Genomic DNA, 21,955 nt, shown 5'->3' with positions numbered 1-21,955 from the left:
AGAAATTATTTTTAAGGAGTGCGAGTAGAATGAAATATGTGAATGCGAATGAGGTTTTTCCAAAAGAATTAATTATAGAAATGCAAAAATATGCTCAGGGGCAGATTGTATATATTCCAAAGCCTGAAGGAAACCATAAAAAATGGGGAGAAAATTCAGGTAATAGACAATTTTTAAAACAAAGAAATCAGACGATTCGTGAAGAATTTAAAAAAGGAGCAACCATCATTGGGTTGTCTGATCGATGTAAGAGCTGGATGCGTAAATCCAGCTTTTTTTTTCGTATTGTAAAAACAACACTAAAGTGTCTATGGGTTTTTAAAGAATGGAAGTAAAATAATTACAGTCTTAAATGAATCTGCTTTAACAAAAAATCATATTAAATTTGGAGGTGTATTATGGGAGAAGTTAAACGAAGTAAACATTTAATTGATCCAGAAATACGAGGTATTATAGATGAAATGGGCAGTATGGGTTTAACGTCAGAAAATTATCTAGAAGTACGGGAACAATTGAAAGCATTTTTCTCTTCTGATGTGAGAGAACGTTATGATGTAGAAATAGAAGAAGTTTGGATTGATAATCTATTTGATGATTCTAAAGTAAGGTTGGTTATTACAAAACCTCAAAATCAAGCTGAGCAACTGAATCCATTCATTTATTCAATGCATGGCGGCGGTATGATAGTTGGTGGGCCAGAATTAGATAATGAAACACATGCATTTTTAGCACATCACTATCATTTTATCGGTGTTTCTGTAGACTATCGTTTAGCCCCTGAATTTTCCCAACCAGCTCAATTGCATGATTGTTATTCAGGAATTAAATGGTGTATCGACCACGCTAAAGAATTAAATATTGATACTGGGAAAGTCGCTGTTGCTGGTGTAAGTGCTGGATCTGCATTAGCAGGCGGACTGGTACTATTTATTCGTGATCGTCAGGAATTTAATATTCACCATCTGAGATTATCCGTACCGATGTTAGATGATCGTACGGCTATCAAAGAGGCTCATCCATTTAATGGTGAATACTTTTTCAATCAGGCTATCAATTATTTTGGGTGGAAGTCTGTTCTTAAACAAGAACCTGGAACTGAAGGCATTTCAGAATATTATTCCCCCGCAAGAGCCAAGACTTTTAAAGGCTTACCTAGCACATATTTATGTGTAGGTTCGATTGAATTATTTGCCGATGAAACGCTCGATTTTGCAAAACAATTAATGTATGACGGCGTGCCAGTCGAATTGCATTTATACCCTGGTTATCACCATCAAGGCTTATCAGTGCCAGAAGCGTATCATGCGAAACGCGAAAATGAGAATAATTTAAATGCATTATTACGTGCATTAAACATTAAAGAATAATGCAGGTGGCGGAGTGCTGAGATTTTTCTAACATAGAGAATATGAATGTAGGCTTCTCATAAGTTGACCAGACTTTTGAGGAGTCTCTTTTTTCAATTCTTGGGTTACACTTTTGTATTGGAAAATCAACACTAAAGTGTCTTTGGGTTTATAAAGAATAGAAGTAAAATAGTTACTGTCTTAAATGACTCATAAAAAAGTAGGAGGTATCATTTTGAACAACGTAAGTGAAACTATAGCTTCGAATGAAAAAGAATTAGATTTAAGTAATTTAAAGAGAGCCCCTGTCCTTGTAGCCTTGCTTATAGGGGCATTTGTAATGATCTTAAATGAAACGTTACTGAATATTGCTTTTCCTGATCTAATGATTGAATTTAAGATTAGTGCGTCCACCGTTCAATGGTTAGCGACTGCATATATGTTAGTAGTTGGAATCCTAGTACCTGTAACTGCCTTGCTGCAGCAATGGTTTACAACAAGGCAAATGTTTTTTGGAGCTATGACATTATTTTTAATTGGAACGATCGTTTGCTCCATTTCACCTTTTTTTGAAATTTTACTAGTTGGTCGAGTCATTCAAGCGTTAGGTACGGGACTCATGATGCCTGTTTTAATGAATACAATATTAATCATATTTCCGCCAGATAACCGTGGAGCAGCAATGGGGATGATTGGACTTGTTATTATGTCAGCTCCTGCGATAGGCCCCGCACTTTCCGGTTTAATTATTGATGCTTTGAATTGGAGATGGTTATTTTATCTTGTTATTCCTTTGGCTGTATTTTCCATTTTATTTGCAAGTGCATATTTGAAAAATGTATCTAAGTTAACGAGACCTAAAGTGGATATTGTATCCATTATACTTTCTACAATTGGATTTGGTGGGATTGTGTATGGATTTAGCAGCGTTGGTGAAGGTTCATGGACCGACCCACTTGTATATTGGAGTATAACTGTAGGAGTCATTGCTTTAATTCTTTTTGTTTGGAAGCAATTACACATGAAAGAGCCTATGTTGAACTTACAAGCATTTAGGTATCCGATGTTCTCACTCGTCATCGTTTTAATGATAATCATATTGATGAGTTTATTTTCAACGATCATCATGTTACCTTTATTTTTAATTAATGTTTTAGGCGTTTCGGCTCTTACAGCAGGCTTAATTTTGATGCCAGGTGGAATTATTAATGGTATTTTGGCACCAATTTCAGGGGTTCTTTTTGATAAATTTGGTCCAAAAGTATTGGTCATACCAGGATTAGTCTTGTTTATCGTATCTTTATATTTATTTTCACAAATTGAATCCACATGGACGAGTGGATATGTTATATTTTTACATGTTCTAATGATGATCTCCATTGCAATGATCATGATGCCAGCACAGACTACAGGTTTAAACCAGCTACCAAAAAACTTATATGCACATGGAACAGCAATCATGAACACAATGCAACAAGTATCAGGGGCTATCGGTACTGCTTTGTTTATAAGCATTATGACTTCAGGCGCAACAGATTATATGGAATCATCTTTAGATCCTGCTAATCCAGTTGAATTGATTGAAGCTCAAGTTTATGGTTTTCATATTTCATTTTTAGTAGGCGTATTTTTTGCGATCTCTGCATTTGCTTTAGGTTTATTTATTAAAAAAACAAAATTACCATCAGAAGAAAATGAAATGCCAATAAAATGCAATACAGTTATTGAGTAGCAGTATAAAATATAACTTAATTCAAATCACTAATCCTTTTCTTCATGTTTTTTATACAAACAAATTAGTCAATCTTTAAATTAGAATCCATGGAAATTCATCTATTAAAATGGGTTCTTTTTGTATGCCATCAATTAGCGCTTAAATGTATTACAGATATACGAAATGAAGGAAAAATGTTATTGTGGGATTGTTTGGGGGAATCAAGAACATGAGCTGAAAAACTAGGCTTTGTAAAATCCAACGAATATGTATGTTATAGATTTAGTTTGAAATAACAATAAAGAATTGTATTATCTTCTCATTAAACTCTCATTTAATTCTAACTCTATTTTCACTCTTCTTCTTTATTATGAAAGAATAAAAAAATAAAGGAGAGAGTGATAATGAAAAAAACGGCTTCTCGTAGGATGATTGCGCTTAAAGGTTTTTTAATGATAGTTCTAGTGGTCAGTTTTCTTCTTCTTGCAATTAGTTTCATAAATTTGTTCGTCCCTATCTCTTTTGTAGAACAAATGAAATATGTAGATGGGTTTTTAACAAAAATAACAGTGATATTTACGATTGCTGCAATTTTATTATTAGTTTGGGATAAACTTTGGATGGGTGTAAGAAAAAATAGAAATGTGATTACAACAGCAATTCGAAAAATATGGCTTTTCTTTAAAACGAGGCATGTATTATTTGGTTGGCTCGTTGCAGCAGCGGGTACAGCTCACAGTATTTATTTTACAGTATATTTACCTGAACAAATGATTGGTTTTTGGAGCGGAGTAATCGCTTTTATTATTATGATCTTACTTGTTGTATTAGGGTATTATTTTAATAATAAGGCAAAAACCAATCCCTTGATTGGAAAGTACCACCTATGGTTAGGAATTCTCTTTTTTATAGCCTTTATATATCACTTTATTGATTCAAAAGGAGGGCAATTTCACTAAGGCACTGAAAATTGACCCTATATGTGATTAGGATTATACTTGTGAAAATCAAACCATTGGTTAGGTCCTCTTTTTTACTACATTTTCTGAGAGGAGGGTCATAATGATTCGTATCTTAATTATTGAGGATGAAAAAAGCCTAGCCAGATTTATTGAATTAGAACTCCGTCATGAAGGGTTCGATACAAAAATTGCTTCTGATGGAAGAGAAGGGTTATCCCTTGCAATAGAAGAGAAATGGGAATTAATATTGCTGGATTTAATGCTTCCAAGCCTTAATGGAACAGAGATTTGTCGAAGGCTTCGTGCCAATAAAATTGATACACCCATCATTATGCTTACAGCTCGCGATAGTGTATTTGATCGTATTTATGGACTGGACAGTGGTGCAGATGATTATTTGGCAAAACCGTTTGAAATTGGAGAATTGCTTGCTCGTATTCGATCATTATTCAGACGCATGAATCGAATGGATTTTATTAAAAAAAGCAATCAGTTATCCTATAAAGATTTACTTGTAGATCAAGATGCATGTATTGTAAAACAAGAAGATGATACTATTCAGTTAACAAAAAGAGAATATGAGTTATTAACGGTATTTATGAAAAATATCAATCGGGTATTAACGAGAGAAATGTTACTTGATATCGTTTGGGGTTTTGAATCCTCCGTGGAAACCAATGTAGTGGATGTGTATGTTCGTTATTTGAGAAATAAGTTAGATTCTGATTCCCCATCTAGATATATTGAAACGGTGAGAGGGATTGGTTATGTGATGAGACAATGAAGATCATAAAGTGGATTAAAAAAAAACAGTCTTCTCTTCCATTTAAGATAAAAATATTTTTAATGTCATTTGTTTTCATGTTCGTTTTTTTTCTGTTATTTTATCGAATTTTATTTGAAGTCATGATGTCTGGATTTAAAGAACAGCAACAAGAAGAAATAATCAGTAAAGCCGAGATGTTAAGTGCTTTACCATCCATTAATGAATTACAGGTAAATGAATGGTTAGAGAAATTAGTTATAGAAGGAGAGCGTATTCGTTTTGTTGACTCGAGTGGTCAAATTAAATACGAAACCTCTTCTGAATACAAGGTTGATTTTCCGGATACTCTGTATGTAACTGAGCCCTCTTTTCATAGAGAAAAGGAGAATGAGTATATGATATACACATACCGCTTTCCTTTTACGGCTAATCATTTTTCTGGATCTATTGAAGTATCTCGTAATATGAAGTTATTGATTAATCAAATGATTAAACCAATGCATCCCCTGTTATTATGGGGAGGAGTAGCTGCAGCGATGTTAAGCGGTCTGGTTAGTTTTTTTCTTTCAAGACAGCTATTATTGCCGATGAGAGAGATGATTCATACAATGAAACGAATTCGGCAAAAAAGTCTTAAAGAAAGAATGCCACTGTACAACAGAAATGACGAGATTGGTCATCTTTCAGAAATGTTTAATGAGATGATGAATGAGTTAGAAGGTTCATTTAACCAACAAAAGCAATTTATTGAAGATGCATCACATGAACTTCGAACACCTGTAACCATTCTTGAAGGTCATCTAAATTTGCTTAATAGATGGGGTAAAGATAATCCAGAAATTTTAGAAGAATCATTAAGAACCTCTACACATGAATTAAATCGAATGAAACAGCTTGTTCTTACACTGCTAGAACTTACTAGGTCAGAGGTAGAAGAGAAAACTTTACCAAAGGAAATTATTAACCCATACCAAAAATTAATACAATTAATTGAAGATTTTAAACCTGTGTATCCTGAAGTTCTCTTTTCAATTCGTGAAGGTGAAAAAGACGTTGCCATTTTAATTGATGGTGATCGATTTGAGCAAATTTTTCGCATCCTTGTAGACAATGCATTAAAATACTCAAAAAGTGAGGAAGTTAGTTTAGGAGTAACAAAGAATTTTGAGCAAATTTCTATTACTGTTGAAGATAAAGGCATTGGAATTGCTGATGAACATCTCCCTTATCTATTTAACCGTTTTTATCGTGTAGATAAATCAAGAAGTAGAGAACAAGGAGGAACTGGACTTGGTCTCTCGATTGCAAAAAACTTAGTAGAAAAATATGAAGGTACGATTGAAATCGAAAGCAAGAAGGGTGAAGGAACTAGCGTAATAGTGTCATTTCCTGCCATATATATTAGTTAATATGATAATGTCATAGTAGAAAGCATTTATTTGGTCAATAGATGCTTTCTTTTTTGAGTTTTAAGATTTTAAGTAGAAAAAAAGCAGGTTTTTTTCTAAAAGACTTAGAATAGTATGGTAATAAAAGATGCAAGATAGGGGGATTTTATAATGGAATCAACCATAGATAAGAGAAAACGCTTTCTTTTTGAAACTAAACGGCGTCGTATTGTTTTTTTTAGTGTGAGTTTCTTTATTGTACTATTCTTTGTACTCATAGCTGCAGCATATTTTTATTTACTAGGAAACAAACCCCAAACAAATGGTGAAATCGCAGTAAGTGGATTACAAGAAGAAGTATCTGTATACCGTGATGAATGGGGTGTTCCACATATTGAAGCAAACAACCTCAATGACTTATTTTTTGCTCAAGGTTATGTGACAGCACAGGAGCGTATATTTCAGATGGATATGATCCGTCGTCAGGCATCGGGTCATCTTAGTGAAGTGATTGGGGAAAAAACAATTGAAAAAGACAAATTTTTTCGAGCGATCGGATTACATCGCGTATCAAAAGAGACGTGGGAGATTTTATCTGAAGAGACACAACAAATACTAGTGAATTACGCTAAAGGTGTGAATGTTTATATTGAAGAAGCTATGGAAAATGGAGATCTACCAATCGAATTTCAACTTATGGGGTACAAGCCAGAAAAATGGACCGTATTTGATTCCATATTAGTAGGTAAATACATGGCTTATGATTTAGGTGGCTATTGGGAAGCTCAAGCCTTTCGTTACTATCTTGCACAAAACTTTTCTGATGAACATACCTTAGATCTATTTCCATCGTACCCAGAAGGTGGTGCAACTGTTATACAAGCACTGCGTGATCAACCTCTTGATATCAAGGATCGTTTTGCCTCTGTTCCAAGTCCCAATGAACTAAATGGAAGTAATAACTGGGTTTTATCCGGACAAAAGACGGAATCTGGCTTTCCTTATCTCGCTAACGATCCACATTTAGGGCTTGCTACACCGTCTATTTGGTTAGAAACTCATTTAACTTCTCCAGATTTTGAAGTGAGTGGAGTGATTGTGCCAGGAGCACCCGGTGTAATATTGGGTAGAAACCAACATATCGCTTGGGGTATTACGAATGTTGGGCCAGATGTACAGGATTTATATATTGAAAGACGGAACCCAGATAATGAGTATGAATTTGAGTATAAGGGAAAATGGGAACAAGCGGAAATCATTGAAGAGCCCATCTCTGTAAAAGGAAAGGATATGATTGATTATCAAGTTATTGAAACCCGCCATGGACCCATTATTTCAGAATTTGCTCATGATGAACAATCAGACACGGCACTCGCATTAAAATGGACCGCGTTAGAGCCTTCCCCGGAACTTGATGTTGTATTAAAATTTGGAAGGGCTAAAGATTGGGGAGAATTTAAAGAGGCTTTGACTTATTTTTATGCGCCTGCGTCTAACTTTGTTTTTGCTTCAAAAGATGGGGACATCGCCTATCGAGCCAATGGTTTAATTCCAATTCGAAAAAATGGTGAAAGTCTTGTTCCTGTGCCTGGTTGGACAGGGGAGTACGAATGGGAGGGATATATTCCGTGGGAGGAACTCCCTACGATTGTAAATCCAGAAGAGGGATTTATCTCTACAGCGAACAATAAGATTGTTACCGATGATTATCCGTATCACCTATCAAATATTTGGGCTCAACCATATAGACAACAGCGAATTCGAGATGTATTACTTAATAAAGATCAATTTTCTATTGAAGAAATGAAGAGGCTTCAATTAGATATTAAAAACCTCTACGCTGAAGAATTTGTTCCGATTTTTGTCTCTCTTTTAAAAAATAAAGAGTTACGTTCCATTGATCAACAAGTTATGGAAAAAATGATAGGTTGGAATTTTGAAGATGAAAAAGATTTAGCTGAACCGCTAGTTTTCCATTTTTGGATGGAAGAAATAAAAAATGTACTTTTTGAAGAAAAAATAGATGACGAAATGCTCAAACTGTTTAAAGGAAAATCACAAGTTGTTGATGAACTTATACGAAAAGCATATACAGGAAAGCCAGGTCCATGGATAACTGATGCTGGAGGGTTAGAAGATGTTGTTTCAACAGCTTTAAAACGGTCTGTGGATAGAGCTGTTGAATTACAAGGTAAGGATATGAACAAGTGGACATGGGGAGATTATCATCAAATCTTATTTAGCCATCCTCTAGCTGCAATAAAGCCTTTGAACCTTTTATTTAATTCGTCTGCTTTACCTGTTAGTGGTAGTGATATTACTGTAGGAGCAGCTAGCTGGAAAAGTGAGACGGGTGAAGTAAATCATGGGGCTTCATGGCGAACAGTTATGGATTTGGCAAACATGTCAGAAAGTTATAGTGTAGTTGGACCAGGGCAAAGTGGACATGTGATGAGTGAAAATTACCATGATCAGATGGATGATTGGGCAGAAGGAGGGTACCATGTGACTAGTACCGATCCAGTTAAATATCGAAAGCATGCTGATTTACTTTTACTTAAACCAGAATAATTAAGAACTTACGGCTAAAATATCAATGATAAAAAGGAAAAAGAACAGCCCCTGCTTCAATGTGATGAGGCAGGGGTTATCTAGGTACTTATACACCCATTCGCTTGCGCTGATTATTTATTTTTTTAGTTTGTTGACTTGTTAGTTTTTGGGTTTGATTTCCTCTGTTTTTTACAGCATTGTTTTGGGAATGGGCTTGTTTGGAATTTTGTAGCTTTTGTTTAATTGCTTCTTGTAAACTTACTTTCTTTTTTGGTTGATCTTTTAATTGATTATCTGATGTTTCATTTGTCATGCTGTGTACTCCTTAAGGTTTTCATTCTTTATCATAGTAATATTCAATCTCTTCGTTTTGTTTATTAAAATCTACCTGCAACTGATGGTCTTCAAAATACCATAAGTCGCTTTCTTCTACATAATAGGTCACATTGTCTATTTCCACTGAAGCTCCTATTTTTTCAGGTTTATCGTGGGAAATACCAAGAGAAAAGCTAGTCTGAATCACACTGTGTCCACCATACTTAACAAAAAATTGCACATAATCTCCATGTTGTAATTGAAACTCATCTTTGAAATGATTTGCAGCTATAGGGGTGACTGTCAGGTTCATCTTGCATCTCCCTTTCTATTAAATAGTAATTTAATTATGGCAAACAATAGTTGCAAATGCAATGCAATTAAAACCTTTTTGCTTGGTAATCTATTCATAAACATATAAAGGAAATCTTATATGATAATAGAATAATTTAAGGTAAAGTCGGATTAATATCTAGATAGAGAGTGAAGTTTCATAAACGAATACATGTTAAAATTAAATCTTTTAGATAGGGGATAACTTCATGTGGAAATCAGGTCTTAAATGGATGTCTTTAATTATTGGAGTTATGATGGGGGCGGGATTTTCCTCCGGACAAGAGGTGTGGCAATTTTTTGGTAAACAAAGTGAGTTATCGATTCTCTTGTTTATATTTATTTTTTCAATCAGTTGTTATGTCGTATTGAATATCAGTTTTGAAGAAAAAACAGAGAACTTTCTACCTGTTTTACATAAGCTTATTGGGAAAAAGCTCTCCTCTTTTTATGATGTGATCATTGTATTTTACTTGTTTGCTACAACGGTGGTTATGACGTCAGGTGGAGGGGCAGTTTTAGAAAGTTTTCATGTTCCGTATTGGGTTGGGATTTTCCTTTTTGCAATACTGCTAGCGCTGCAATTTGTGTGGGGATTCAAGGGTTTAATGATTGTTAATTTCTACATATTTCCTGTGTTAATCCTTGGATTAATCGTTACATTATCCTTGTTTATTCTGCGATTAAATGAACCGTTCATTGATTCCGTTGGGTTGCAACAAAAGTGGCTGTCCGCATTTACCTTTACCGCATTTAATATTCTTCCTATCATTGCAGTCCTAGCTGTTATCGGAAATAAAATGAAAGCCAAAGGTGAGGCTACGATTGCTAGTATTGGAAGTGGAGTGGTGTTAGGATTCATTTGTTTTATTTATAATCAATCCCTTTTAAAGATACCTGTAGATCTCAACACATATGAAATTCCTTTGTACGCTATTTTAGATTACCTCCCTAGTATGATGACCATTTTCATGTCACTTTTTCTTCTGACAGCTATTTATACAACGGCTGCATCAGGAATATATGGGTTAACAGCCAGATTACAAGAAAAGTTTAGAGTGTCGATTTGGGTGTTCGTTGTGCTGATACTATTATTTATGATTCCCTTAACAGCCTTTGGGTTTTCAACTCTAGTTTCTGTTTTATATCCATTAGCTGGATTTATTAACTTGTTGTTATTGTTATCTATTTTGGTATTCCCTTTACGAATTGCGATGAGAAAGAGAAGAGATTCTCAATCTTTAAGAATGTGAGAAAGATACAAAGGATGGTCTGCTGTAAGCATCTATTTATTTAATTTCATATTATTAAAAATATTAAACCGTATCAATGCCAAACCACCATGAAATTATATGAGGAAGGGAAATTATAACCACCAAATCCCAACACATTCAGGTAAATGAACGAGATTTTCCTTAACTACTCTATTAGATAAATCACTGCCAAAGAAAAAACGTGTAAGTTCCTCCGCTTGTTGCATATCATCAAAAGTATAATCTAGTCTAATCGATTGATGAGAAAAACAATACTGATTAACTAAGGCAGCATAATATTTCTTTAAAAAATCTGGAGGTGATGGGGTTTTTACACCCGTTCCAAGCGTTTCAAAAATGATGATGGTTCCATTTCTTCTCAATGCTCGTTTCATTTCTTTTATCACTTTATAAATGTCTTGCTCCCAATATGGATTGTTTGAACTTCCTAAATAACAAATACTCCACCCTGCTACGATGAGATCAGCGCTCTGATCTTGAAGTGACAATTTACGAAGGTCAGAAACTTGTGTTTTCCAATTGGTGAATCCTGTTTTCTCTAACTTCTCCTTTGTTATCTTCAACATTTCTTCCGAAGCGTCAAGTGCTATGATTGATTTTGCTTCCTCTACAAGTACAGAAGTCAGTCTTCCTGTACCTGCTCCAAGATCAACAATATCTAGCCCTTTGAATGGTCGTATTTGTTTAATGATGTTTGTTAGATTGTTTTGTTTTGATATTAACTCATGATATTTTTCAGCATCTTTCCTATAAATTTCAGTATGGTTAGGCATAGTAATGGTCACCTCTTATTTTCTCTTATTTTTTTAGATTGTAATTGTTTACGTTACGTAAAGGTCAAGAGGGTGTATAATTAAATAAACATATAAATTCGGAGGATTGGAAATGAACAAAACAGTCATGTTAGCAGGTCATGCAAAATTGCCACAAGGAATGGCAGCAAGTGAATTGCATCAAACGTTAACTGTAACGATAGAAGCGGATAAAAAATATTGGGTGATTATAGATGCTTCCTGTACATTAGCTACGGGTCATGCACAGCATTTTTTTGGTCAGTTGTTAAAAGGATACAGCTTGTTGGAAGGGACTGAACCGATCATTCATCGAATTGAGGAACATTATTATGGAAAGGCACAATCTGCACTTATTTCTGCTGTGAAAGATGCTCATAAGCAATATCTATATATAACAAAACAATCTAAGTGATCTAATGATAATCGCCATTCCAAATCATTTCTTTATAACCTAACCGAAATAATGAGGATCTATATACATACATATACATATATAAAACAATAACTTTATAAATTTACTGTAAAAAAATATATACAAAAAATTGGAGGTCAGAATGGGACATTGGCATGAGCAAGCACAACATATATGGGGTCAAAAGGCGAACGATTGGAATGAAAGTAGTCAGAATATGTGGGAAGAAGGAAGTCGGAAAACGATCATTCCATTTTTAAAAAAATATATGACAAAAGGGAGCTATATTGCAGACATTGGCTGTGGCGATGGGTATGGCTCTTATAAATTAATGAGAGAAAACTATAGAGTTATTGGTATGGATATTTCTCGGGAAATGATCGAGATTGCCAACAAACGAAGTATAGATGATCAACTCACATTTCTTCAAGCAGATGCAGTTAAACTTCCTTTTGCAAAGTATACATTTGATGGTGTGATGTCTATAAATTGCATCGAATGGACAGAGAACCCTAGAGAAACACTATTAGAATTTCAAAGAGTTTTAAAGCCGAATGGAATGTTATGTATTGGTATTTTAGGACCTACCGCACATCCAAGGCAGCATAGCTTCTCAAGATTGTATGGAGAAAATGTGATTTGCAATACAATGATGCCGTGGGAATTTGGTAGGCTAGCTCAAGAAAGCGGTTGGGAAATACTTGATGGACATGGTGTATATAAAAAAGGGGTTAAAGAAGAATTAATTAAAGGCTTATCAAGTGAATTAAAGCAATCCCTTACATTCATGTGGGTGTTTATACTGGTAAATAAATACCAACAAAAAAAGGATTGACAATTTTTTGAAAAGTAAATAAACTAAACTTAAATTACTTGTAGGAAGGCAGCCCCTTTCAGCATCGGTAAATATTTGGAATATTAATAAAAATAGTAGTGAACTGAAAAGTTTATCGGACTTCAAGTCACTGAAGCCGTAAGTAGACTATAGCCAGTTATACCATTTCGTTTTTTCGTTATGGTATAGTTGGCTATTTTAATTTTAAAGGAGGAGAAAGCGTATGATTAAAGAAAGTTTAAAACTATTTATAGGAAAGTATGATACTTTTGAAGTAAAGGAGCATTCTGATCATAAACGTTTATATCATATTGAAATGAATCATGAGCGATTAAATACCTTTTTATCAGAAAATCAAGATGTGAATGTTCAGCAACTTGAATATGTTCCATATATGAGGTTAGTTATAGCACAATCTTTGCAAAGTGTGTTAGGTGAAACCTTTTCAAAAATAATTCGCAATATTTTACATGATCGTAAATCAGGTGGCTTTACAATGGGCATGCAGCTGCAGACACTGGAACATGAACAGTATGTTTTATTTGCAACAGCGCTTACGCATTTGTTAGGTGGAGTTAACTTTGATGATATGTCAGGTAAGTATTATGCACGATTTACAGTTAAAGATACCGACAATAGTGATTCATATTTACGACAAGCTTATAGACTTTTTACTCTTCACACAGATGGAACATTTTTTGATGAACCTACAGATTGGCTATTAATGATGAAGTTTGCCGAAGAAAATGCTATAGGAGGGGAATCTCGTTTATTACATTTAGATGATTGGGAAGATCTTGAGAAGTTTTCAAAACATGCGTTAGCAACATGTCGGTTAGAATACAAAGCTCCATCTAGTAAAAATGTACAACAATCGGTATATAACCAAACTTTTTATGAGAAAAATGGAAAACCATGTGTCTGTTTTATTGATCAATTTGTTTACCCTGCTACGTTGGAGCAAGCTGCTTATTTAAAGGACTTGTCTGAATCTATGGAGAATAGTGCAGCTACAGTTGCTTTGCCACTTCCAGTTGGTGACCTAGTCATGGTTAATAATACATTTTGGCTTCATGGAAGGGCAGCCTTTGAAAAAAATCCAAATTTACATCGTGAGTTAATGAGAATAAGAGGTTATTTTGCAGGAGTGTAAATGGTTTAAGGAGGGTATATGGACGATATAACGATCATTGGCGGAGGGATTGTGGGGTTATCTACTGCATATGCTTTAAGCGAGCGATTTCCTCATGCCAGATTAAGAGTCATAGAAAAAGAAAATCAATGGGCAAAACATCAAACTGGGAATAATAGTGGGGTCATCCATTCAGGAATTTATTATACACCAGGGAGCTTAAAGGCAAGGTTTGCAAAAACAGGCAGCCAACAAATGAAAGACTTTTGTGCAAGATACGATATTGACTATGATCCGTGTGGGAAAGTGATTGTGGCAACGAAGGAAACTGAGCTATCGATCATGAAAAACCTATATAATCGTGGATTAGCTAATGGACTGGATATTATCATGATTGGACCTGATCAATTAAAGGAAGAAGAACCTTATGTTGAAGGTTTACAGGCAATTAAAGTGCCTCAAGCAGGAATAGTTGATTATAAACAAGTATGTGAAACATTAGTTTTATTGCTAAAAAATCATGGTGCGGAAATGTTGTTAAACACAGAAGTAAAAGACATATTAGAACATGAGCAAAAGGTGGAAGTCATTACAAATGAGAAGGAGTTTAATACAAGTTATGTTGTAAATTGTGGGGGTCTTCATAGTGATCGACTTACAAAGATGACAGGTTTAAAACCAGACCTGCAAATTGTTCCTTTTCGTGGAGAATATTATGAATTAATACCAGAGAAACATTACCTAGTAAAAAATTTGATTTATCCTGTACCTAATCCAGATTTTCCATTTCTCGGCGTTCATTTTACTCGAATGATGAATGGTGGGGTAGAAGCGGGACCCAATGCGGTATTAAGCTTAAAAAGAGAAGGTTATAGGAAAACAGATTTCGATTTGAGAGACTTCTCAGAAGTAATGAGTTTTAGAGGGTTCTGGAAGCTGGCAGCAAAGTATTGGCAGGAGGGGGCGAAAGAGATGTGGCGCTCTTATAGTAAAAAAGCTTTTGTAAAAAGTCTACAAGAATTAATTCCTTCTATTCAGGAGGGTGATTTGGAACCTGCACCTTCAGGAGTTAGAGCCCAAGCATTACAATCTAATGGTAAGTTGGTGGACGATTTTTATATAGTTAGTGGGAAAAGAAGTATTCATGTGTGTAATGCACCTTCTCCTGCTGCCACTGCTTGTTTTCCAATCGGGAGAGAAATTGCTGAGAAAGTACCAGAAGTAGAATCTCATCAGATATTTACGAGTTAGTCTTAAATTTAATCTTCTTCTGAAGGAAATGATCTATTGATGTGCTTAGAAGTGATATAAAGATAATTTTAATAAAAATAAAGTAGAAAATTGTAAAATTAAATAATAATATGTAAACATCTTCCTTCTAATTTCTATGTTTTAAGATATAATGAATTTGATGTGTTAAATTAGGGGGAGTTTTTTTGTTAAGTAAGTATATGGCGGGTATGTCTGTTTTATTAGGAATAATATTTATTAAATTTGCAGAAGGCCCTATTCAATCATCCTTTATGAAAACGGGCACCATGTTTATTGTTGCTGGGGTAGTCATTTTCATTGCACCATCGATCTTAAAAATGATAAAAAAAATGAAAATGAACCACTTCCTTACCAATGGAAAAAGTATTAAAGCAGATGTAGAAGGAGTTTTTATTAACTATAGTATTAAGCTAAAAGGTTATGGAGCGTGGAACACGAGCACAGGTCAATCACCTTATAAAATAAAAGCAGAATGGTACAATCCAATGACGAATCAAACTCATACATTTACTAGTGAAAACCTTTGGATTCATTCAACCATTGATTTACCAAGTCAAATTGATGTTTACATTGATGAACATAATCCTAAAAAATACTATATGGATTGTAGGTTCTTAGGAGATTCGGCATTAACTATGCCTAAAATGGGTAAAAGTGCAATCATTCCTATGATTTTTTTGGAATACTCATCTATATGTACTTTAAACTTACATCTGCGTTTGGAGTATGAACAGAATCTGAAAAAATAGGAGGGGTATCTAGTTGTTAAGGATCAAATACATACATTTCAAAGTGAAAACCTTTGGAACGATCCATCAAGTGAGTTATCAAGTCAAATTGATGTTTACATTATAAAAACGAATCCCAATAAATACTATATGGATTGTAGGTTTTTAGTTGATTCAATATCAAACACACGTAAATTAAATAAAATGTTCATTTTTGCAATCATTTTGAATTTGGGTATTCTTCTTTTTATTTATTTTAAATTACAAGAAGTATTTGATTTTATAGTAGGTGGATAATGACTTGAAAATCATGAATTTTAAATAAGAAAAATGAATAAAACGCTTGGGCATCTGTTATGTTGTCTAAGCGTTTTTAGTTTTTTAAAAATATAGTATGAAAAAACTGGAATGATCCAAAATAAACAAGAAAACGATATTTCCATGACATTAAAAAGGAGTGAAATATACAAATGATCAAAGTAAATATGATTTCCAAAATAATAATGATTGTCATTTTTTGTTCTATATTATCAGCACCTTTACATGCGAGTGCGGAAAGAACTGAAAATGTTCAACCGGATTGTTATAGTCAAGCAGTTGTAGATTTTAAATTTGAACTTAGAAGACTTTGGATCGACCACACATGGTGGACAAGAAATGTGATCATCAGCAAACTTGCTGGCCTAGATGATAAAGAAAAAGCATTAGAGAGATTGTTGCAAAATCAAGTGGACATCGGTAATGCAATCAAACCTTACTACGGGGACGAAGCGGGTAAAGAGCTAACCAAACTGTTGACAGATCATATTCTGATCGCTGGTAAAATTATTGATGCAGCAAAAAGAGAAGATGAAGTTGAATACGAAAAACAAAATACGGCATGGTTTAAAAATGCCGATGATATTGCCAGCTTTTTAAGTAAGGCAAATCCAAACTGGTCAGAAGAAGAATTACAGGATTTACTTTACGTACATTTAGAATTAACAAGAGATGAAGTGGTTGCTAGGTTGAAAAAGGATTGGGGAGCTGATATCGCAGCTTTCGATGAGGGTGAAGATCACATTATTAAATTGGCTGATACTCTTTCAGTAGGGATCATTAAACAGTTTCCAGATCAGTTTAAGTAAATCTAAATCATTGTGCGGCTTCTAGTTCAAAGTTAGAGGTCGCTATTTTATTGTGTTGGAATGTTTGCGAGCATATTCGTCCGGTGTTTTACCAATGATGTTTTTGAAATCTTTAATAAAGTGGGATTGATCATAATAACCAAGGTCCATCGACAACTTTAACCAGTCATGATTTGAATTATGGTCGATCATTTCAGCTGCATTTTGAAGGCGGTAAAGTTTAATTACCCATTTTGGGCTGACTCCTACATATTGTTGGAACATTCTTTGTAACTTTCTTTTGTTTATTTGGATCTGTTCACAAACATGATCTACTTTGGTAATTTCTTGGTCTTCAATAATTACATTGATGATTTCATTTATAAATGTTACATTCTCATCTTTTTCAGGAAGTTTTTCACGAATCATATTTTCTAAGTATGCAACCATTTTTTCCTCATCATGAAGGGACAGAACAGCTTTCTCAAGTGTCTGAGAATCAATAGTAAATACATTTTGAACGTCCATAGGGTGGTCGGTTAATTCAGAAATTGTTTGTTTAATAAAGGGATAAAATCCTCCCGGTTTGAACTTGACTCCAAAAACACGCCCCTTTCCTTTTACAGGATAAGAGAACATATTTTTGCAGGACCAAATATACCGGTTTTATTTTTTTCAATGACTAAATTTACGCAAGGATTCGGAATGACATCCTGCCAAAATGGCTCTATATTGGTTAAGTCCCAGGTAACGCTCCAAAAGTGTTTTATGAAAAAACTTGTTTCTTCAGAGGGAGTATAACGTGAGAGGAGATAATTTTTATCTCTCTCGTTTAACTTCAAAACCCCCATACTTTTTTTAGTTACATTAGAATGCATTTCTTGTTCTCCTTTTTATTCTTTTATAGGTTAGGAGTTCTAATCATAAGAATGGACTTGTCGTGTTTTTACAATACTTTCATTTTATTAACAATTATAATCGTCTTAGTAAAGTTAAACAAATAAAATGATAGAGGATGATCATGAATAATCTAAAATATGAATTTTACATTGATGCTCAGCCAGAACAGGTATGGAATACGTTAGTATCACCGGAAGGCACTCGCAAAACTTTTTTTGGATGTGTGATAAATTCCACTTTCAAAGAAGAAGATTCGTTTGCGTATGTAGGACCTGGTAAGGAAGGGGACGAAACGGTTCATGTGTATGGAAAGATCTTAGCATTTGAGCCTAATAAAGTATTTAGTTATATGGAACACCCAGGTTCATCTTATCATGCCAATCATGAAGAACTTGAGTCAAGAGTTACTTTTACCTTAGAGTCGGTTGGTAAATGTACAAAATTGACATTAGTGAATGATCAGTGGACAGCTAACCACCCTGCTTATCAAAATGCGGAGCAGCATTGGTGGATGATTCTTAGTAATATAAAAACAGTGACTGAAACCGGGAACGTATTAGATTTTGGTTGGTAGAGCAGGGATAGAGTTTTTCTTATGAAGTGGAACAAACAAGAATAAATAAAAATGTTTAAGGAAAAATATTGTAATGGTGTAAGGGACGGGATGAAGATCACTCGTTCCTTCTTATATATACAAAAGTGCATGTTTTATAGATGAGTAATGAGATATGGTGGTGTGACGAGTATTACACTATATTTTAAACCTAATGGTATAATTTACTTAATTCATTTTCAGTTGATTTAAGTGTTTAGAATAGAATCATTTTAGAGGGGTGTAGATATGTCAGTAGATATGCTTTCAACCTTTATTATATTAATCATCGCTACCCTATTTTTTATAAGTGGTAAAATAAGAGCGGATATCGTAGCGGTAGGATCACTATTGTTATTATTTATAACAGGCATCCTAACCACGAATGAAATTTTGGCAGGTTTCTCTAACTCTATTGTCATTATGATCGCTAGTTTATTTATTGTTGGAGCGGGCATATTTAATACAGGTTTAGCCAAGCAAATTGGCAAACAGTTACTTAGATTAGCTGGAGAAAGCCAGTGGAAGCTTTTTATCATCATTATTATTGTTGTGGGTGGTTTTAGTGGGTTTTTAAGTAATACAGGTACTGTTGCCGTTTTGTTGCCCGTTGTTTTAAGTATTTGTATGGAAATGAAAGCAAACCCATCTCAATTTTTAATTCCACTTGCGTTTGCAAGCAGTTTAGGTGGGATGATGACTTTAATTGGGACACCTCCTAATATCGTCATTAGTGAGGTATTGTTAGAATACAACTATGAACCGTTATCTTTTTTTGATTTTACACCGATAGGATTAGTGGCATTAATTGTTGGGGGGCTATTTCTTTTAGTTACAAGGAACAAGTTGTTACCGAACCGTCAAACTCGACAAAATGCACAATCCTCTTTATCATCTAATGAACTAATTAGTTTTTATGAGTTGCAGAATAAACTTCATTATGTTCGTGTTACTAGCACTTCTAATATTGTGAGTCAAAATTTAGCTGATATTAAACTTTCTGAAAAATATAAAATCACTGTGGTTGAAATTCACCGTAGAATAAACGGACGTTTTATTGGATTGGGACAAAAACAACTGACCCCTAACTCTAACACCATTCTGCAAGAAAATGATTGTTTACTTTTATTTGGTGATGGACAGGTAGTTAATCAGTTTATTTCTGACTATAATCTTGAACATGAAAATAAAGATAATAAGATATTACAAGAAGAACTCGTTTCTAAGAAATTCGGACTACTGGAGTTTTTTATTCCCCCTCATTCTAAATTTCAAAATAAAACTATTGCTGAGCTGCATTTTAGAGAAAAATACCATTGTAACGTAGTAGCCATTAATAAAAAAGGAAGATTTATTGTTTCTAATATAAAGGACGTTAAGTTGAATCTAGGTGACGCTCTATTGATTCATGGCGATTGGGATGATATCGAGTTATTAGCAAGTGAAAAGTTAGACGTAATTAGTGGGGCAGATGTTTCTACAGAAGCAAAAACAGCTTATGCCAAAGGGAAGGCACCGATTGCTGCAGCCATTATGCTCTTTATGCTTTCCATGATGATATTAGAGCTAGTACCCACTGTAGTAGCTGTTATGATTTCTGCTTTTTTGATGATCATAACAGGATGTATTAAATCCATTTCAGAAGCATATCAACAAGTAAATTGGGAAGCAGTTGTATTAATAGCTGCCATGTTACCCATGGCTACAGCATTAGAAAAAACAGGTGGCATTGAATACATATCAGATGGATTGTTATCAACGATAGGTGAGCTGGGAACTTATCCTCTGTTAATTGGTTTTTATTTGATTACGATGTTATTAAGCCAATTTATAAGTAATACGGCTACAGCAGTTATATTTGCTCCTATAGCGATCACAACAGGTATTAATTTAGGTGTAAGTCCTTATCCTTTTTTAATGGCAGTAGCTATATCTGCCAGCATGGCATTTGCCACTCCAGTTGCTTCACCTACAAATGCTTTAGTCATGACAGCAGGAGGATACTCTTTTTCTGATTATGTAAAAGTGGGCGTTCCATTGCAACTCGTTCTTGGTATTGTGATGCTCATCATGATACCACTGCTGTTTCCATTTTAAATTGGAGGGAATATATATTGAGTGAGTTATTTCATATTTCAATTGTAAATCAACATTGGATAGAAGATAAGAATGAAGAGGTTGACTTATGTTCTCATGGTCAAATTAACTTAAGAGTGAATAATACAATCATTACAGCTCCAGATCTAGATGAAGAGTGGGGAATTAGCGAATCAGCATTATCTTTATTAAGAAGTTTAAGACAAGATATTAATTCTAGTCCTGAAACATCAGAGGGGTTAATTTTACATGGTTGTGGTTTAATATTAATGATTGGATGTCCAATATCTATTCACTGGTCAGTAGAACATGCAAATAATATGGTTAAGTTAAGTGATTTTATAAAAATTACATCAACAAATTCTAAAGATGGATATCAATCTTATCCGAATCTATCTGTTGAAGTAACTCGGGAAGAGTACAAAAACCAAATCGTATCATTTGCATTATCAACGAAACAATATTTTGATAAAAGTGCTGATAAAAAGTTTGAAGATAAGTATGAAAAAGAAATGTATTTGGCTTTTTGGAATGAATTTAATCATTTATTAATAACGACGTGAACTTTAAATTCGTTGGTTAAATAAATAATAAAAAGAACTCACCAAAAAACTTCTAAAATCACAAATAAAGTGGTTTTGGAGGTTTTTTTACGATTGAAGGCAATTCAAATCCCATCTTAGGATTTTCAGGGTTGATTTTAGTTTTCAGAGCATTTTTTTAATCATTACTATTGACAAGAAAAGATTACAGTTGTAGTATATACTTACGGACTACAGTTGTAGGGAGGTGTTGAAATGTAAAAAAAATCAACGGAAGAGTGGAAATTGATAAAAGCATTCTGGGAGATTCCCCCAGTAGATTCAAATGAAATGATAATTGTTTTAAGAATCAAACTGAAGTCCTGAAACCATTCTCACATTGATTAGAATACTGAACAAAAAAGAATTTAAAAATAGAAAAATAAGGAGGATTAATATGTTTAAAATAATGTCATTAAAAAAATCTGTTACAGCTATTGTATTGGCAGTAGGAATTGGTTTAGTCGGGGTAACGAGTGCGTTTGGGAGTACAAATGCTGGTGCTAATGAAATTGTTTACGAAGATGATTTTTTATTTAATATAGATATTCCACCATTTGAAATTTTTGATCCTGAACTAATTTTAGAAGAAGCAAAAGCAGCAGGGATTGAAACAGAAGGTAAAACGATAGAAGAAATCCTGGAAGAATTAGATCATATGTATGTAATGGAAGAAGCAAAAGCAGCGGGTGTAGAAACAGAAGGAAAAACGGTAGAAGAAATCCTAGAAGAATTGGATAATATGTATGTAATGGAAGAAGCAAAAGCAGCAGGGATTAAAACAGAAGGAAAAACGGTAGAAGAAATCCTGGAAGAATTGGATAATATGTATGTAATGGAAGAAGCAAAAGCAGC

General features: G+C 34.1%; 22 protein-coding genes and 1 pseudogene. 18 read left to right on the top strand and 5 right to left on the bottom strand.

Features of this window, described 5'->3' with window-relative positions; translation table 11 throughout:
• The first annotated feature begins 29 nt into the window (after window positions 1-29).
• The 7 genes from EPK97_RS19390 (at window position 30) to EPK97_RS19360 (ending at window position 8,747) form a co-directional block, all read left to right on the top strand.
• Complete coding sequence (locus tag EPK97_RS19390) at window positions 30-335, top strand: CD3324 family protein (protein WP_240903896.1); 306 nt, start codon at window positions 30-32, stop codon at window positions 333-335.
• Between the two features lie 63 nt (window positions 336-398).
• The gene (locus EPK97_RS19385; RefSeq protein ID WP_162038286.1) at window positions 399-1,367 is read left to right on the top strand and encodes an alpha/beta hydrolase fold domain-containing protein; all 969 of its coding nucleotides are present in this window, start codon (window positions 399-401) and stop codon (window positions 1,365-1,367) included.
• Between the two features lie 214 nt (window positions 1,368-1,581).
• The gene (locus EPK97_RS19380; protein WP_420826816.1) at window positions 1,582-3,078 is read left to right on the top strand and encodes a DHA2 family efflux MFS transporter permease subunit; all 1,497 of its coding nucleotides are present in this window, start codon (window positions 1,582-1,584) and stop codon (window positions 3,076-3,078) included.
• Between the two features lie 386 nt (window positions 3,079-3,464).
• On the top strand, window positions 3,465-4,019 hold the full coding sequence (locus EPK97_RS19375) for a hypothetical protein (RefSeq protein ID WP_162038284.1): 555 nt from the start codon (window positions 3,465-3,467) through the stop codon (window positions 4,017-4,019).
• A 103-nt stretch (window positions 4,020-4,122) separates the two neighbouring features.
• On the top strand, window positions 4,123-4,806 hold the full coding sequence (locus tag EPK97_RS19370; RefSeq protein ID WP_162038283.1) for a response regulator transcription factor: 684 nt from the start codon (window positions 4,123-4,125) through the stop codon (window positions 4,804-4,806).
• Entirely contained in the window at window positions 4,803-6,197 is a 1,395-nt protein-coding gene (locus EPK97_RS19365; RefSeq protein ID WP_162038282.1) for a sensor histidine kinase, read from the top strand. The genes EPK97_RS19370 and EPK97_RS19365 overlap by 4 nt, the downstream gene beginning before the upstream one ends.
• A gap of 150 nt (window positions 6,198-6,347) precedes the next feature.
• Window positions 6,348-8,747 carry a penicillin acylase family protein gene (locus EPK97_RS19360; RefSeq protein ID WP_162038281.1) on the top strand — a complete coding sequence of 800 codons (2,400 nt, stop codon included), beginning with the start codon at window positions 6,348-6,350 and terminating at the stop codon, window positions 8,745-8,747.
• 88 nt (window positions 8,748-8,835) lie between these two features.
• Here the strand turns inward: EPK97_RS19360 and EPK97_RS19355 are convergent, their stop codons facing one another.
• Both EPK97_RS19355 and EPK97_RS19350 read right to left on the bottom strand, forming a co-directional pair.
• The gene (locus EPK97_RS19355; RefSeq protein WP_162038280.1) at window positions 8,836-9,042 is read right to left on the bottom strand and encodes a hypothetical protein; all 207 of its coding nucleotides are present in this window, start codon (window positions 9,040-9,042) and stop codon (window positions 8,836-8,838) included.
• Between the two features lie 21 nt (window positions 9,043-9,063).
• Complete coding sequence (locus EPK97_RS19350; protein WP_162038279.1) at window positions 9,064-9,357, bottom strand: HesB/YadR/YfhF family protein; 294 nt, start codon at window positions 9,355-9,357, stop codon at window positions 9,064-9,066.
• Between the two features lie 229 nt (window positions 9,358-9,586).
• On the opposite strand from EPK97_RS19350, the gene EPK97_RS19345 reads away from it, so the two are divergent.
• A complete protein-coding gene (locus EPK97_RS19345) occupies window positions 9,587-10,630 on the top strand; it encodes a YkvI family membrane protein (RefSeq protein WP_162038278.1) in 1,044 nt (347 codons plus the stop codon).
• A gap of 113 nt (window positions 10,631-10,743) precedes the next feature.
• On the opposite strand, the gene EPK97_RS19340 is transcribed toward EPK97_RS19345, so the two are convergent.
• Complete coding sequence (locus EPK97_RS19340; protein ID WP_162038277.1) at window positions 10,744-11,424, bottom strand: class I SAM-dependent methyltransferase; 681 nt, start codon at window positions 11,422-11,424, stop codon at window positions 10,744-10,746.
• 112 nt (window positions 11,425-11,536) lie between these two features.
• On the opposite strand from EPK97_RS19340, the gene EPK97_RS19335 reads away from it, so the two are divergent.
• The 6 genes from EPK97_RS19335 (at window position 11,537) to EPK97_RS19310 (ending at window position 16,951) form a co-directional block, all read left to right on the top strand.
• Window positions 11,537-11,857: a DUF3870 domain-containing protein gene (locus EPK97_RS19335; RefSeq protein ID WP_162038276.1), complete on the top strand. Its 321-nt coding sequence runs from the start codon at window positions 11,537-11,539 to the stop codon at window positions 11,855-11,857.
• 142 nt (window positions 11,858-11,999) lie between these two features.
• A complete protein-coding gene (locus EPK97_RS19330) occupies window positions 12,000-12,692 on the top strand; it encodes a class I SAM-dependent methyltransferase (RefSeq protein ID WP_162038275.1) in 693 nt (230 codons plus the stop codon).
• Between the two features lie 223 nt (window positions 12,693-12,915).
• Window positions 12,916-13,845 carry a glutarate dioxygenase GlaH gene (gene glaH / locus EPK97_RS19325; protein ID WP_162038274.1) on the top strand — a complete coding sequence of 310 codons (930 nt, stop codon included), beginning with the start codon at window positions 12,916-12,918 and terminating at the stop codon, window positions 13,843-13,845.
• 18 nt (window positions 13,846-13,863) lie between these two features.
• Window positions 13,864-15,075: an L-2-hydroxyglutarate oxidase gene (gene lhgO / locus EPK97_RS19320; RefSeq protein ID WP_162038273.1), complete on the top strand. Its 1,212-nt coding sequence runs from the start codon at window positions 13,864-13,866 to the stop codon at window positions 15,073-15,075.
• Between the two features lie 185 nt (window positions 15,076-15,260).
• Window positions 15,261-15,845 (top strand): hypothetical protein, encoded by a 585-nt coding sequence (locus EPK97_RS19315; RefSeq protein WP_162038272.1) that lies wholly within the window; start codon window positions 15,261-15,263, stop codon window positions 15,843-15,845.
• Between the two features lie 449 nt (window positions 15,846-16,294).
• Window positions 16,295-16,951, top strand: coding sequence for a glycosyltransferase (locus EPK97_RS19310; protein ID WP_205690285.1), 657 nt, complete (start codon window positions 16,295-16,297; stop codon window positions 16,949-16,951).
• A gap of 42 nt (window positions 16,952-16,993) precedes the next feature.
• Here the strand turns inward: EPK97_RS19310 and EPK97_RS22035 are convergent, their stop codons facing one another.
• Window positions 16,994-17,458 (bottom strand): helix-turn-helix domain-containing protein, encoded by a 465-nt coding sequence (locus EPK97_RS22035; RefSeq protein WP_240903895.1) that lies wholly within the window; start codon window positions 17,456-17,458, stop codon window positions 16,994-16,996.
• A 57-nt stretch (window positions 17,459-17,515) separates the two neighbouring features.
• Window positions 17,516-17,781: pseudogene (locus tag EPK97_RS22030) on the bottom strand (DUF6597 domain-containing transcriptional factor); the annotation flags it as partial.
• A 170-nt stretch (window positions 17,782-17,951) separates the two neighbouring features.
• Here EPK97_RS22030 and EPK97_RS19300 point away from each other — a divergent pair.
• The 4 genes from EPK97_RS19300 to EPK97_RS19285 all read left to right on the top strand — a co-directional run.
• Complete coding sequence (locus tag EPK97_RS19300) at window positions 17,952-18,404, top strand: SRPBCC family protein (RefSeq protein ID WP_162038271.1); 453 nt, start codon at window positions 17,952-17,954, stop codon at window positions 18,402-18,404.
• A gap of 267 nt (window positions 18,405-18,671) precedes the next feature.
• The gene (locus EPK97_RS19295) at window positions 18,672-20,519 is read left to right on the top strand and encodes an SLC13 family permease (protein ID WP_162038270.1); all 1,848 of its coding nucleotides are present in this window, start codon (window positions 18,672-18,674) and stop codon (window positions 20,517-20,519) included.
• Between the two features lie 17 nt (window positions 20,520-20,536).
• Window positions 20,537-21,082 carry a hypothetical protein gene (locus tag EPK97_RS19290; RefSeq protein WP_170295584.1) on the top strand — a complete coding sequence of 182 codons (546 nt, stop codon included), beginning with the start codon at window positions 20,537-20,539 and terminating at the stop codon, window positions 21,080-21,082.
• 415 nt (window positions 21,083-21,497) lie between these two features.
• On the top strand, window positions 21,498-21,955 hold a 458-nt coding region (locus EPK97_RS19285), incomplete at its 3' end, for a hypothetical protein (RefSeq protein WP_420826815.1).

It is taken from the genome of Chengkuizengella sediminis (assembly GCF_010078385.1).
In the GTDB taxonomy this organism is placed as follows: Bacteria; Bacillota; Bacilli; order Paenibacillales; family KCTC-33759; genus Chengkuizengella; species Chengkuizengella sediminis.
The sequence above is the reverse complement of the archived record's forward strand: the minus strand, read 5'-3'. Positions and strand labels throughout refer to the sequence as shown.